Origin of the sequence: Flavobacterium sp. (genome assembly GCF_030146175.1) — a bacterium.
Taxonomy (GTDB): domain Bacteria; phylum Bacteroidota; class Bacteroidia; order Flavobacteriales; family Flavobacteriaceae; genus Flavobacterium.
On record NZ_JASLCE010000097.1, the window covers coordinates 1 to 14,229 of the forward strand.

Annotated in this window: 12 protein-coding genes; 10 read left to right on the forward strand and 2 right to left on the reverse strand. The window is 39.1% G+C overall.

The window, feature by feature from the left end:
• From Q1R07_RS11020 to Q1R07_RS11040, 5 genes are all read left to right on the forward strand, one after another.
• The coding region (locus Q1R07_RS11020) for a DNA-directed RNA polymerase subunit alpha (protein WP_300489941.1) at positions 1-982 on the forward strand (982 nt) is incomplete at its 5' end.
• Between the two features lie 38 nt (positions 983-1,020).
• Complete coding sequence (rplQ, locus tag Q1R07_RS11025; RefSeq protein WP_300489944.1) at positions 1,021-1,512, forward strand: 50S ribosomal protein L17; 492 nt, start codon at positions 1,021-1,023, stop codon at positions 1,510-1,512.
• A 182-nt stretch (positions 1,513-1,694) separates the two neighbouring features.
• Positions 1,695-2,804 carry a glutamine-hydrolyzing carbamoyl-phosphate synthase small subunit gene (gene carA, locus Q1R07_RS11030; protein ID WP_300489947.1) on the forward strand — a complete coding sequence of 370 codons (1,110 nt, stop codon included), beginning with the start codon at positions 1,695-1,697 and terminating at the stop codon, positions 2,802-2,804.
• Positions 2,805-2,841: 37 nt separating this feature from the next.
• Complete coding sequence (gene eno / locus Q1R07_RS11035) at positions 2,842-4,134, forward strand: phosphopyruvate hydratase (protein WP_300489950.1); 1,293 nt, start codon at positions 2,842-2,844, stop codon at positions 4,132-4,134.
• 349 nt (positions 4,135-4,483) lie between these two features.
• The gene (locus Q1R07_RS11040) at positions 4,484-5,767 is read left to right on the forward strand and encodes a citrate synthase (RefSeq protein ID WP_300489953.1); all 1,284 of its coding nucleotides are present in this window, start codon (positions 4,484-4,486) and stop codon (positions 5,765-5,767) included.
• 47 nt (positions 5,768-5,814) lie between these two features.
• Here Q1R07_RS11040 and Q1R07_RS11045 read toward each other — a convergent pair whose 3' ends face one another.
• A complete protein-coding gene (locus Q1R07_RS11045; protein WP_300489956.1) occupies positions 5,815-6,180 on the reverse strand; it encodes a hypothetical protein in 366 nt (121 codons plus the stop codon).
• A gap of 173 nt (positions 6,181-6,353) precedes the next feature.
• On the opposite strand from Q1R07_RS11045, the gene Q1R07_RS11050 reads away from it, so the two are divergent.
• Both Q1R07_RS11050 and ctlX read left to right on the forward strand, forming a co-directional pair.
• Complete coding sequence (locus Q1R07_RS11050; RefSeq protein WP_300489959.1) at positions 6,354-7,268, forward strand: arginine deiminase family protein; 915 nt, start codon at positions 6,354-6,356, stop codon at positions 7,266-7,268.
• Positions 7,269-7,289: 21 nt separating this feature from the next.
• Positions 7,290-8,228, forward strand: a complete 939-nt coding sequence (gene ctlX / locus Q1R07_RS11055) for a citrulline utilization hydrolase CtlX (RefSeq protein WP_300489962.1) — start codon at positions 7,290-7,292, stop codon at positions 8,226-8,228.
• 59 nt (positions 8,229-8,287) lie between these two features.
• Here the strand turns inward: ctlX and Q1R07_RS11060 are convergent, their stop codons facing one another.
• Positions 8,288-9,193, reverse strand: a complete 906-nt coding sequence (locus Q1R07_RS11060) for a DUF6607 family protein (RefSeq protein ID WP_300489963.1) — start codon at positions 9,191-9,193, stop codon at positions 8,288-8,290.
• 189 nt (positions 9,194-9,382) lie between these two features.
• Between Q1R07_RS11060 and Q1R07_RS11065 the strand changes: the two genes are divergently transcribed.
• From Q1R07_RS11065 to Q1R07_RS11075, 3 genes are read left to right on the forward strand one after another with little or no spacing between them, the layout of a single operon-like run.
• Positions 9,383-11,497 (forward strand): TonB-dependent receptor plug domain-containing protein, encoded by a 2,115-nt coding sequence (locus tag Q1R07_RS11065; protein ID WP_300489965.1) that lies wholly within the window; start codon positions 9,383-9,385, stop codon positions 11,495-11,497.
• 5 nt (positions 11,498-11,502) lie between these two features.
• Positions 11,503-12,906, forward strand: coding sequence for an HmuY family protein (locus Q1R07_RS11070; protein WP_300489967.1), 1,404 nt, complete (start codon positions 11,503-11,505; stop codon positions 12,904-12,906).
• A gap of 23 nt (positions 12,907-12,929) precedes the next feature.
• Positions 12,930-14,189 (forward strand): T9SS type A sorting domain-containing protein, encoded by a 1,260-nt coding sequence (locus Q1R07_RS11075; protein WP_300489969.1) that lies wholly within the window; start codon positions 12,930-12,932, stop codon positions 14,187-14,189.
• The last annotated feature ends 40 nt before the right edge of the window (positions 14,190-14,229 follow it).

The window sequence follows — 14,229 nt, forward strand, 5'->3', positions numbered from 1 at the left end:
TAATTTTCAAAAGCCCGATAAAGTTATCATGATCGATTCAACCGATTTTGAAGGTAAATTTGAATTCAGACCTTTAGAACCGGGATATGGATTGACTGTTGGTAACGCATTAAGACGTGTTTTGCTTTCTTCTTTGGAAGGATATGCAATCACTTCGGTTCGTATTGAAGGCGTGGATCACGAATTCTCTACTATCTCCGGTGTGGTTGAAGATGTTACAGAAATCATCCTGAACTTGAAACAAGTACGTTTCAAACGTCAGATCGAAGATATCGATAATGAATCTGTTTCTATCTCATTTTCTGGTAAAGAGCAACTTACGGCCGGTGATTTTCAAAAATTTATCTCTGGCTTCCAAGTGCTTAACCCGGATTTGATTATCTGCAACCTTGATAGCAAAATTACCATTAACATGGAATTATCTATCGAAAAAGGTCGTGGTTATGTTCCTGCTGAAGAAAACAAAAAACCAAATGCACCTATAGGAACTATTTTTACAGATTCTATTTACACTCCAGTAAAGAATGTAAAATATTCAATAGAAAACTTCCGTGTGGAGCAAAAAACTGACTATGAAAAATTAGTTTTTGAGATCATTACTGATGGTTCTATTCACCCTAAAGATGCCTTAACAGAAGCAGCTAAAACGTTGATTCATCACTTTATGTTGTTCTCTGACGAAAGAATTACACTTGAGGCTGATGAAATTGCTCAGACAGAATCGTACGACGAAGAATCATTACATATGAGACAATTGCTTAAAACTAAGCTTGTTGATATGGATCTTTCTGTTAGAGCACTAAATTGTTTAAAAGCGGCTGAAGTTGATACACTAGGCGATTTAGTATCATTTAATAAAAATGATCTGATGAAGTTCCGTAACTTCGGTAAGAAATCATTAACAGAACTTGACGAATTAGTTGCTGTTAAAGGGCTTACTTTCGGAATGGATCTGACTAAATATAAATTAGATAAAGAATAATCTAGTCCGCCCTAAAAGCGCGATTAAATTGTATAGCAATGAGACACGGAAAAAAAATAAATCATTTAAGCAGACAGGCTGGACATAGAAAATCTATGTTGGCTAATATGGCTTGCTCACTTATTGAGCACAAGCGTATCAATACTACTGTTGCTAAAGCGAAAGCTTTAAAGCAATTCGTAGAGCCATTGGTAACAAAATCAAAAGAAGATACTACTCACAACCGTCGTGTTGTTTTCGCTTACTTACGTAACAAATACGCTGTAACGGAATTATTTAGAGAAGTAGCCGCTAAAGTTGGTGACCGTCCAGGTGGATATACTCGTATTATTAAATTGGGTAACCGTCTTGGGGATAACGCTGATATGGCAATGATCGAACTTGTAGATTTCAACGAATTGTACAACGGAGGTAAGAAAGAAGTTAAAAAAGCAACTACTCGTCGTGGTAGAGCTAAAAAGACTGAAGCTGCTCCTGCTACTGAAGCTCCGGCTGCTGAAACTACTGAAAATACAGAAGCTACTGAATAATCATGAAACAATTGATTCTTCAATAAAAATTAAGGATGAACTTTTTAAGTTTGTCCTTTTTTTTTGCCTTTTTCTTTCGGATTCCAAATGTCAAAATGAAAAAAGAACAGCGGTTTTGTCCGAATAGTTTCCAGAAAGAAGAATTTAGATTAAATTTGCAAAATTTTACAACACAACACACAATGAAATATTCAAATCGAAATCAAGCCATCCTTTTACTAAGTGACGGAACTGTTTTCCATGGAAAATCCATAGGAATTGAAGGAACCACTTTTGGAGAGGTTTGTTTTAACACCGGAATGACCGGATATCAGGAAATCTTTACCGATCCGTCTTATTTCGGACAAATCATGGTGGCAACCAATGCGCACATCGGAAACTACGGTGTTCATGAAGATGAAGTGGATTCCGACGGAATCAAAATTGCCGGACTGGTTTGTAAAAACTTTAGCTTTAATTATTCCAGACCCGATGCTTCCGAAGGTTTATTCGAATACTTCGAAAAAGTAAACCTTGTTGCAATCTCCGATGTCGATACCCGTGCTTTGGTGAGTTATATCCGCGATAATGGCGCTATGAATGCCGTAATTTGTACCGATGGAACACCGTTGGAAGAATTGAAAAAACAATTGGCCGCTGTTCCGGATATGAAAGGTTTGGAATTGGCTTCCACTGTGTCGACAAAAGAGCCTTACTTTTTTGGTGATGAAAAGGCAACTTATCGTATCGCAGCACTTGATTTAGGTATCAAAACCAATATTTTGAGATGCCTGGCCGAAAGAGACTGCTATATCAAAGTATTCCCATACAATACTTCCTTTGAAGATTTAAAAGCATTTAATCCGGATGGATATTTCCTATCCAACGGACCTGGTGATCCGGATCCGTTAAAAGGTGTACAGGAAGTGGCACGCCAGATCCTGGCTACCGATGTTCCGGTTTTCGGAATCTGCCTTGGACATCAGATTATTGCTTTAGCAAATGGAATTTCGACCTATAAAATGTTTAACGGTCACCGTGGAATCAACCACCCGGTGATGAATGTAATCACAAACAGAGGTGAAATCACGTCTCAGAATCACGGTTTTGCCGTAGTGCGTGAAGAATTGGAAAAACACCCTGATTTTGAAATTACCCATGTGCATTTGAACGACGGTACCGTTGCCGGTATGCGAATGAAAAACAAAAGTTGTTTCTCCGTACAATACCACCCGGAAGCGAGTCCCGGACCGCACGATGCCCGTTATTTATTTGACCAATTCGTCGAAAACATTAAATTAGCTAAAAATTAATCCGGCCTTTTTTAAAGGCAATCAAAAAGTATCAATTATGAGCATGATTATTAAAGTTCACGCAAGACAAATATTAGACTCCAGAGGTAATCCAACAGTAGAAGTAGATGTGTTTACCGAAAACGGTATCATGGGAAGAGCTGCTGTTCCATCGGGAGCTTCAACCGGAGAGCACGAAGCTGTCGAATTAAGAGACGGTGGAAAAGCATACATGGGGAAAGGTGTTTTAAAAGCGGTGGAAAATGTAAATATAACAATCGCATCCGAAATCGTTGGAATGTCGGTCTTCGAACAAAATGCCATCGATAAAGTAATGATCGAATTGGATGGAACACCAAACAAATCCAATTTAGGAGCAAACGCTATTCTTGGAGTTTCTTTGGCTGTGGCAAAAGCGGCAGCAAACGAACTGGGAATGCCATTATATCGTTACGTAGGTGGTGTTTCGGCAAACACACTTCCGGTACCGATGATGAACATTATCAACGGAGGATCACATTCCGATGCGCCTATCGCGTTTCAGGAGTTTATGATCATGCCGGTAAAAGCGCAAAACTTTACGCATGCGATGCAAATGGGAACGGAAATTTTCCATAACCTGAAAAAAGTATTGCACGATAGAAATCTAAGTACTGCTGTTGGTGATGAAGGAGGTTTTGCTCCAAATCTGGCTGGTGGTACCGAAGATGCCTTGGATTCGATTAAACTGGCAGTAGAAAATGCCGGATATACTTTTGGAGATGACGTAATGATCGCTTTGGATTGTGCAGCATCCGAATTCTATATCGATGGTAAATACGATTATACTAAATTTGAAGGCGCTACCGGAAAAGTAAGAACATCCGAAGAGCAAGCACAATATTTAGCCGATTTGGCTGCAAAATATCCGATTATTTCCATTGAAGACGGAATGTATGAAGACGATTGGAACGGATGGAAATTATTAACCGAAAAAATCGGTGATAAAGTACAGTTGGTAGGTGATGATTTATTTGTGACCAACGTACAGCGTTTGTCAAGAGGAATTTCAGAAAATATCGCTAATTCCATCCTGATCAAGGTAAACCAGATCGGAACATTGACTGAAACGATTGCGGCGGTAAACATGGCGCATAATGCCGGATATACGTCTGTAATGTCACACCGCTCCGGAGAAACGGAAGATAATACTATCGCCGACCTGGCCGTAGCATTAAACTGTGGACAAATTAAGACAGGATCGGCTTCCCGTTCCGACCGTATGGCAAAATACAATCAATTGCTTCGAATTGAAGAAGAATTAGCTGAAGTCGCTTATTTTCCACAGGAAAGAGCATTTAAAGTGAAATAACAACGCTTTTAAGTATAGGAAAAGGCTGTCCGATAAGGATGGCCTTTTTTGTTGCATTACACCTGACAGGTTTCCAAAACCTGTCAGGTGTCTCATTATGAAAAATAGCGGTAAAAAAGCGTGTTTTATGTAACATCCCGGTATTTTTTAGTAACGTAATTTAACTTGAGAAAACACGACTTTACAGGGTGTTTTTTTGTGCGGTAAAAAATGTGAAAAATGTAATTTTTACGCTTAATTTTTACGGAATAATTAACGATTTCCTTGCTTGATTTTCTTTCCATTTCGATTGGAATTGCTTAAATTCGCAGATAACAAAAATATTTTACATTTAATTCCTAATACAAACATGTCAAAAACTGCAATATTAGAAATTGATGGCAACAAATATGAATTCCCGGTAATAGTAGGAAGCGAGAACGAAGTTGCTATCGATATAGAAAAATTACGTGCTGCAACTGGCGCGATTACGCTTGACCCGGGGTATAAAAATTCAGGATCTTGTAAAAGTGATATCACTTTCCTTGACGGGGAGCAAGGTATTCTTCGTTACAGAGGATATGCCATTGAAGACCTGGCGGAAAAAGCAAACTTTTTAGAAGTTTCGTACCTGGTTATTTTTGGCGAATTGCCAACAGCAGCCCAATTAGAAAAATTCGAAAACGATATTCGTAAATACACGTTGGTTAATGAAGAAATGAAAAACATCATCGATGGTTTTCCAAAAACGGCACACCCAATGGGCGTTCTGTCTTCACTAACAAGTGCACTTACAGCGTTTAATCCGAAAGTTGTCAATGTTGAAAACGAAGAGGAAATGTACACCGCTGTTTGTAAAACAATGGGTAAATTCCTGGTATTGGCTACTTGGACTTTCCGTAAAACTTCTGGTTTCCCGTTAAACTACTACGACAATACGAAAGGATATGTGGAAAACTTCCTTCGTTTGATGTTCGAATTACCAACTGGACCGTATAACGTTAATCCGGTTATCGTAGATGCGCTGGATAAATTATTCGTCCTTCATGCCGATCACGAACAAAACTGTTCTACATCAACAGTACGTATGGTAGGTTCGTCTCATGCTGGTTTATTTGCTTCAATCTCTGCAGGTGTTTCTGCTTTATGGGGACCACTACACGGAGGTGCAAATCAGGCGGTATTGGAAATGTTGGAAGAAATCCAAAAAGATGGAGGTGATGCGGAGAAATATTTAGCGAAAGCGAAAGATAAAAACGATCCTTTCCGTTTAATGGGATTCGGACACCGTGTTTATAAAAACTTCGACCCACGTGCGAAAATCATCAAAAAAGCAGCTGATGAAGTATTGGCTACTTTAGGAGTTAACGATCCAATCTTGAACATCGCGAAACAATTAGAAGAGTCTGCTTTACAAGATGAGTATTTCAAATCGAGAAACTTATATCCAAACGTAGATTTCTATTCCGGAATTATTTACCGTGCTTTAGGAATCCCGACCGATATGTTTACCGTATTGTTCGCAATCGGACGTCTTCCGGGATGGATTGCACAATGGAAAGAAATGCGTGTTAACAAAGAACCAATCGGACGTCCACGTCAGGTGTATACCGGTTATGCATTGCGTTCTTTTAAACCGATGAACGAAAGATAATAGTTGTTATCATAAAAAAAAATCCCGAAGTAGCTTCGGGATTTTTTTTATTCTGTAGTTTTTTCCGTTTCCGAATCGTCGGATACATCGTCTGCTTTCTCTTCGGCCTTGTTAATCCAATCGGAAACCGACTCTTTTGCATCGGCGGCTTTTTCTTCAAACCATTCGCCGGCATCGGTTATGGTGTCTTTGGCCTTGTCGGCAAAGTTGGTTACCGTTTCCGATACGCCCATTTCTTCCAGTTTGTTAGAAACAGTATCGCCGATATCAGTAACCGTCTCGGCTACCTCTTTGGAAAAAGACTCGATTTTGTCTGATGCCGCTTCAGACGTACTATGTAAGGCGTCGCCAACATTTTCGGTAGTCTGTTTGGCCTTCCCGAAAAGCGAACTAAAAAAGCTTGATAATCCCATGTTTTGTAGTTTTTTAAGTAAATGTATTAAAAAATTATTTTTTGTTAACTTATAATCGCTTTATTTTTAAGTTATTATAATTCGGAAGAATAATTCGCAATCAGTCGGATATTTGATCGGGACTTTTTTATTAATCAAAGCCCTTTGTTTATATTTGCCAAAAGCCAAAAGCTATGTTAAGTCTAAATGTAAAAAATGAAACGTCGCGGCTTAGAGCCGTCGTTTTAGGAACTGCAGTAAATAATGGACCAACGCCCACGATCGATGAGGCTTATGATCCGAAATCATTAGAGCATATTAAAGCGGGAACCTATCCCGTGGAACCCGATATGATCAAAGAAATGGATGCCTTTAATGCCGTTTTCGAAAAATACGATGTTAAAGTATACCGCCCGGAAATTATCGAAAGCTATAACCAAATCTTTTCCCGTGATATCGGTTTTGTGATTGATGATACTTTTGTTAAAGCCAATATATTACCGGATCGCGAAAGAGAATTGGATGCTATCCAGTATGTAATCGACCAGATGAATCCGGCAAAAGTGGTTCGTCCACCCGAAGAAGTACATATTGAAGGTGGCGATGTAATGGTGTGGAATGATCATATTTTTATCGGAACCTATAAAGGAAGCGATTATAAAGACTATATCACGGCACGTACCAATATGGAAGGCGTGGCGTATATCAAAAATCTGTTTCCGAACAAAATTGTAAAAGAATTTGATTTGGTGAAATCGAAGATCGAGCCGAGAGATAATGCCTTACACCTGGATTGTTGTTTTCAACCGGTAGGAACCGATAAGGGAATTATCTACAAAAGCGGATTCCGCGAAGAAGCCGATTATATGTATCTGGTTAATCTTTTTGGAATGGAAAACCTGTTCCATATCGAAAGAGAGGAGATGTATCAGATGAATTCCAATGTGTTTTCGATTGCACCGGACGTAGTCGTGTCGGAACGCAATTTTACACGACTAAACAACTGGTTGCGCAGTAAGGGGATAACGGTAGAGGAAATTCCATATGCCGAAATCGCCAAACAGGAAGGACTTTTACGATGTTCTACCTTACCGTTGATCCGGGATTAATAATTTTAAGAAAATAGTGTTATGAAACAAACAACAAATACCATTTTGATGATCCGCCCGGTGGCGTTCCGTATGAACGAACAAACGGCTGTAAATAATTATTACCAAAAAGTATTGGACAACCTGTTGCCGGCTACCGTAAATGCCAAAGCACAGGAAGAGTTTGATGCTTTTGTTGAAAAACTAAAAAACGTTGGTGTAAACGTTATCGTTGTGGATGATACCGTTACTCCGGACACGCCGGATAGTATTTTTCCGAACAACTGGATTTCGTTTCACGAAAACGGAGATGTGGCTTTGTATCCAATGTTTGCCGAAAACCGTCGTTTAGAGCGTCGTGAGGATATATTGGATATTTTAGAAGAAAAAGGTTTTCAAATCGAGAATCTTGTGGATTATACATCGGCAGAAGAAGATAATATCTTTTTGGAAGGAACCGGAAGTTTACTGTTGGATCGTGAAAACGGAAAAGCCTATTGTGCTTTGTCGCCACGAGCAGATGAGGAACTGATGATTGAGTTTTGTGAAGATTTCGAATTAAACCCGGTGATTTTTGAAGCGTATCAAACGGTAAACGGAGAGCGCAAGCACATCTATCATACGAACGTGATGATGTGTTTGGGTGAAACATTTGCGGTGATCTGTGCCGATTGTATCGATGATACCAAAGAACGTAAAATGGTATTGGATTGCCTGAAATCGGACGGAAAGGAAATTATATTGATCACGGAAGATCAGGTGAATAATTTTGCCGGAAATATGTTACAGGTTCGTGGTGCTGATGATAAGCGTTATTTGGTGATGAGTGCTTCGGCGCATCAGAGTCTGACAAAAGATCAGATTGCAAAAATCGAAAAACACTGTGAAATTTTAAGCTCCAGTCTGGATACGATTGAAGCCTGTGGTGGTGGAAGTGCCCGTTGTATGATGGCGGAAGTATTTTTGCCGGAAGCAGAATAAGTAACTGTTTAGATATAAAAAAAGCCGCTATATAGCGGCTTTTTATGTTGTAAGAAGTATTAGTTTTTTACAAAGCTATCGATGATTTTATCCGTTTCTGCTTTTGGAGTATCTCCTTTTAAGTCGAATAAATAACCGAATAACGATTTACGGTTTACTTTTTCTTCTAAGTTTAAATCTTTATTTCTGTCGAAGATTGTTTGCCATTTGTCGCGAACGTTTTTCCACATGGCTTTGTTTTCTTTCCAGTATTTGTGAGCGGCAACACATTTAGAATCGGCTACTTTTGTGTAGATGTCGATTCCTTTTTCCTGTGCTAATACTACATCTTTACCAGCATCGTCACGTTTGATTTTTTTGTTATCCTGGTTGTGGATCCATCCGAATTTCGTGATTTCATGCTCGTTTCTTCTGTTTAAAACATTGTAATCGTTACGGATCGTGTGCTCTCTTCGTGGAAGTGGCGCATCGGTGTAGTTTCTCCAGTATGAAGTTCCGTCAACGTGAACCCATGTTGCTGTTCCTTCATAACGCGGACTATCATCTACCTGGAATACACGTTGTGTCCATTGTCCTTTTACATCGGCTTTAGAAAGCGTTTTGTATTTCCATGACGTGTCTTTAAAGAAATCGTATAAACGGGTGTTTTCAAATTCCCAATCCTGTCTCCAGTGTTTTACAATCATAGTGTCTCCTACAATTAGTAAATGCTGCATTACGATTTTGTTTGGTTTGTCTTCAACCAATTCTACCCACTCTAATCCTTTGTCATATTTTGTAGGGGATGGTTTGTAGTTCTCGTCTTTTGTAGTTTTAAAAGTCTCTGCGAAATTAAACTCTACTTCATAACATCCGCACATAGATTTGATCGCGTCGATGTCTTGTTTTTTCTTATTGCCTTGTGCATGACCTAAAAAGGCTGCAAACAATAAAGCAACAGTTACTTTTTGTTTTAGATTTTTCATTATGATGTATTAATTAAAAAATTTCCTGTGCAAAAATATTAAATTTATTTAGAACGAATAAAAATTATCACTTACATTTGCAGAAAATTATTAAGAATAAGTCTAAATTAAGACAGTAAATGTTGTGTCAGATTTCTATTTAGTTGACCAGCAATTCTTAACCTCAAAAAAACGCACAAAAAAAAACGCATGGGTTTCAAAATAAAAATTTGCAGCGGGTTATTTCTACTGGGAGCTTTTTCCGGTTTTGCACAAGAAAATGACAGCATCGTCCCTAAAGTTAACAAATTGGATGAAGTAGTCGTAACCGGACAATACAATCCACAATCGGTTAAAAAATCGGTTTTTGAAGTAAAAGTAATCACCAGAGCCGACATCGACAGACAAGCCGGAAACAACCTGGCCGACATCCTAAATCAAACCTTAAACATTAATATCATACCAAATGCTTCTACCGGAAAATCGGGTGTGCAGTTATTTGGATTGGATGCGCAGTATTTTAAAATATTAGTAGATAATATTCCGGTTGTAAACGACGAAGGTTTGGGTAATAATACCGACCTGACGCAAATTAACCTGGACGATATTCAGCAAATCGAAATCGTGGAAGGTTCCATGGGAGTTGATTACGGTGCAAATGCCGTTTCCGGAATTATCAACATCATCACTAAAAAATCGTCTCAGTATAAATGGGAAGTGACACCTTATATTCAGGAAGAGACGGTTGGAAAAGAATATAATTTTGCCGACAAAGGACGTCATATCCAGTCAATCAAAATCGGACATAACTTTAATGAGAAGTTTTACGCTAACGCAATGTTTACCCGTAATGACTTTAAAGGATTCTGGAACGATAAAATGGGTGAGAATTATGTGAATAACGACGGACTTAGAGGTTACGAATGGTTGCCAAAAGTACAGTTAAACGCCAAATCATTATTGGCATATACCACAAAAAACTACCGTTTATTCTATAAGTTTGAGTTCTTTCAAGAAACAACCGATCGCTATAGTGCCGATGTACAACAAAATTTTGATCCGGTTACCGCAACGGATAACCCGATAGCAAAAGATGAAATTTACAGTTCCACACGTTATTATCATCATTTAAACGCTTCCGGAAAATTTGGTGACAACGGAATGAATTACGATGTGTCGTTTTCCTATCAGGAACAAACCCGTGATCTTGAAAAATACAACTACAGAATCCGTCAGCAGGAGCATTTCGGAACGGAGAAATTAGAATACGAATCCCGAAAAGTGTACTATTCCAAAGGATTTTTCTCCAATTTCCTGAAAAATGAAACGTTTAATCTTCAGGCGGGATATGAAGTAAACAGTGTTAACGGGTATATTACCAGCTTGGCCGGATTGTTTAACGGTGAAAATATCGAAAGAGAATTAAACTCGTACGATGTATACACCTCTTCCGAAATCAATTTTAACAAACGCTTCTCGATTCGTCCGGGTGTACGTATGTTGTTGTCATCCAAATTCGATACACAGGCGGCGCTTTCATTGAGTGCGAAATATGCCTTCGACAGCGGATACGAACTACGCGCCATTGTAGGTACGGCACCACGACTACCAAACTTCGATGAGTTATACACCTATATGGTCGATGTAAACCATAACATTCAGGGGAATCCAAACTTAAATCCGGAACAAGGGAAATCAATTTTCCTACACCTGAAAAAAGATACCAAAATCAACGAGGCGTTCTCGATGCAAAACAAACTTTCGGGTTGGTTTATGGATGTAAAAGACAGAATCGAAATGATCATCATCCAACAATCGCCTTTAGTATACCAATACAACAATATTGATGTATATAAAACCTGGGGATTGTCGCTAACCAATACCGCACAATACAAAAACTTTACCGGTAATTTCGGGGTTACCTTCTCCGGAATTTCAAAAGTCTTAGACAGTGGTGTATTGTCAAACGACGATTATCTATATGCGTTCCAATTAAATGCGAATACGTCGTATAGCTTACCAAAATGGGGGACTGTTTTCTCGGCCTATGTAAAATATAACGGACCGCAATATCAGTTTGTAGAAAGAAACGGCGCATTGGAAAGAGGAAAACAAAATCCATTTACCTGGTTGGATGCGACGATCAAGAAAACCTTTTTGGATAAAAAACTGGAAGCGACCATCGGAGCGAGAAACCTTTTGGATATCACGACGATTAATACCACGGCTACAGAAGCCGGAGCGCATTCGGCAGCCGGAACAAATATCCTGATGGGATATGGAAGATCCTACTTCGTAAAATTATTGTATAAGTTAAATATGTAATCAACATGAAATCTAAAATACTACAAATAGCATTAGCCTTGATCCTGTTCGTAACAGTATCGTGCGAAAAAGATTATACTGTTGAACAGAATCCTTTTGTGATTGCTTTCGAAAGACAATCGATCGATTTTTCGACCATTCCGGATCAAAGGGAAATGAAACTGATTTTTTCGGAACCGGCAAAAACCGATGGAAAAATCAGTATTAAATTATCGGGAACCCATGCCAGTTATGGAGTAGACTTTAGTACACTTCCGGAAGCACAGGGCGGTATTTTGGAACTTCCGTTTGCAAAAGGACAAAGCGAATTGACGTTTACATTTAAAAACCTGATTTACCCGTTTGATAACGACGAAAAATCCATTTTGATGGAAGTGGTTGCAATCAATTATAGCGGCGAAACATCGATTCAGGGATATACAACGTCATTGGTATCGTTCCAAAGATCTTTGGGAGCGACATTACTACCGGAAATTGGAGGACCTAATCAGGGGAATCAGATTTTTGTCGATTTAAGTAAAGAAACAATGACCAGTTCCCGTAGAGATGTTTGGGATTTGGGATTCTATTCCGGAAACCAATTCCGCGTAACAATCAACGGTTCGCTATATATGGCGGTTAAAAAACTGGATGCTACCAATATCGATGCCGTTACACCGGCAAGTGTTAGTGCTTTTCAGGCGCAAGTTGCCGTTGGAACCTTCGATCCGACCAATACCAATTATATCGATGCGCCAAATGGCATGATCAATCAAACAGCCATCGCTGAAATTTCTGCAAACGACGCTGAGAATAATGTATATCTGGTAAATATGGGATATACCATCGGTAATACAACGCCTCCGGCAGGAACTGTAGCTATTGCAGGTGATGCTCGTGGATGGAAAAAAATAAGAATCTTACGTGACGGTGACAACTATATGTTACAATATGCCGATTTGAACAGTACGACACACCAACAGGTTTCGATCCCTAAAAAACCGGATTACAACTTTACGTTCTTTAGTCTGGCGACACAAAATGTCGTGAATGTGGAACCGCAAAAGAATTTATGGGATCTGTGTTTTACCGTATTTACCAACGAAATTGTAAATTCTGGTTCTTATGGTTATTCCGATTTCGTATTGAACAACCTGAAAGCAGGTGTGAGAGGATATAGAGTTGCGGTGACTTCAGCTGTGAATTTTGGCAATTTCACCATGGCGAATGTAGTGGAAAGCAATTTTATGGACGATCAGCGGGTGATTGGTGCCGAATGGCGCGATGTGTTCACCGGTAGTGCTTATACCGATCGCTTTTATGTGATTAAAGATACCGATGGGAACTACTATAAAGTGCGAATGCTGGAATTCTTAAATGAAGGTGGCGTACGTGGATATCCAAAATTTGAATATAAACTGATACAATAAATATAATTAAATCTAGTACTACTATGAAAAAACAAATACTACTTTTAGCAGCAATGCTGGTTGGTTCATTTGCGGGCGCTCAGACCGTTCAGGAAGGAACGGTAACCATGGGACCAAGTTACGCAAATCAGGTGTATTTTAAATTCGCAACTCCGGGAGTGACTAATGCTTACCCACACAGTTCTTGGGATGTTGCTTTCTACAGAAAAAGTGCAATGGCTTTTGCAACCCGTATTAACGATGCAAAAGGTATTGAAGTTTACCAGGCTTCCAATACGGTAAGCAACTGGGCTTCTATCGATGTAAGTCAGGTGGCAAGTTGGACACGTCTGTACAACAGTGATATCGAGTGGACAAAAGGAGCTTTCGATTATGGTACGGCTACCTATGGTTGGGGCGAATATAACATGGCAAACCACCACGTAACCGGATCGATCATTTTTGTATTGAAATATCCAAATGGAACCTATAAAAAATTCAAAATAGATGATTTCTTCTCTGGTTATACCTTTACGTATGCAACCTGGAATGCAGGAACAAGTACTTGGAGCGCCGATCAGACAAAAGTGGTAGCGAATGCAACGAACCCGAACAATATCTTTAATTATTTCTCTTTGGAAACGGACGCAGCGGTTACAGCTGAGCCGGCTACTGCAGATTGGGATTTGATCTTTACAAAGTTCACAACCGATTACCCAATGGGAGGAACTACAACGAAATATCAGGTAACCGGTGCTTTACACCACCCGGATGTTAAAGTGGCTAAAAATGTAGAGCCAGGAGGCGTGATGAATACGTCTAATCTTACTTTCGCTTCGGCTATCAATACTATCGGATACGACTGGAAAACATTTACCGGATCGACCTATACTATCGATGGATCGAAAGCATACTATGTAAAACAAGCTAATGGTACCGTTTACCGTATGGTATTCACAACATTTGCAGGAAGTTCAACTGGAGTGATCAAATTCAACTACCAGGATGTAACCAGTGCTTTGGGAACGGTATCATTTGAAGATAAAATCGCTTTCGGAATTTATCCGAATCCGTCTTTAGATAAAAAAATCAATTTGATCTACGATATTAAAGAAAATATGGATGCCAACAGTAAAGTGAGTATCTATTCGATGACAGGTGCGAAAGTTTTCGAAACCGCTATCGAAACTGCTCAGGGATTCTATAGCAGAGAATTGGATTTATCTGCTTTAGGAACCGGTATCTATATACTGAATCTTGAGTCGGGAAGTAGTACGATTACTAAAAAAGTAATCTTAAAGTAATACTTTCCAATTGAGTAGTTAGTTTAAATGTTTGTTTTTG

Coding starts and splice junctions, on each gene's coding strand:
- Q1R07_RS11075 (WP_300489969.1), top strand. CDS start 12,930: ATGAAAAAACAAATACTACTTTTAGCAGCAATGCTGGTTGGTTCATTT.
- Q1R07_RS11040 (WP_300489953.1), top strand. CDS start 4,484: ATGTCAAAAACTGCAATATTAGAAATTGATGGCAACAAATATGAATTC.
- Q1R07_RS11070 (WP_300489967.1), top strand. CDS start 11,503: ATGAAATCTAAAATACTACAAATAGCATTAGCCTTGATCCTGTTCGTA.
- Q1R07_RS11050 (WP_300489959.1), top strand. CDS start 6,354: ATGTTAAGTCTAAATGTAAAAAATGAAACGTCGCGGCTTAGAGCCGTC.
- ctlX (WP_300489962.1), top strand. CDS start 7,290: ATGAAACAAACAACAAATACCATTTTGATGATCCGCCCGGTGGCGTTC.
- carA (WP_300489947.1), top strand. CDS start 1,695: ATGAAATATTCAAATCGAAATCAAGCCATCCTTTTACTAAGTGACGGA.
- Q1R07_RS11045 (WP_300489956.1), bottom strand. CDS start 6,180: ATGGGATTATCAAGCTTTTTTAGTTCGCTTTTCGGGAAGGCCAAACAG.
- Q1R07_RS11065 (WP_300489965.1), top strand. CDS start 9,383: ATGGGTTTCAAAATAAAAATTTGCAGCGGGTTATTTCTACTGGGAGCT.
- rplQ (WP_300489944.1), top strand. CDS start 1,021: ATGAGACACGGAAAAAAAATAAATCATTTAAGCAGACAGGCTGGACAT.
- eno (WP_300489950.1), top strand. CDS start 2,842: ATGAGCATGATTATTAAAGTTCACGCAAGACAAATATTAGACTCCAGA.
- Q1R07_RS11060 (WP_300489963.1), bottom strand. CDS start 9,193: ATGAAAAATCTAAAACAAAAAGTAACTGTTGCTTTATTGTTTGCAGCC.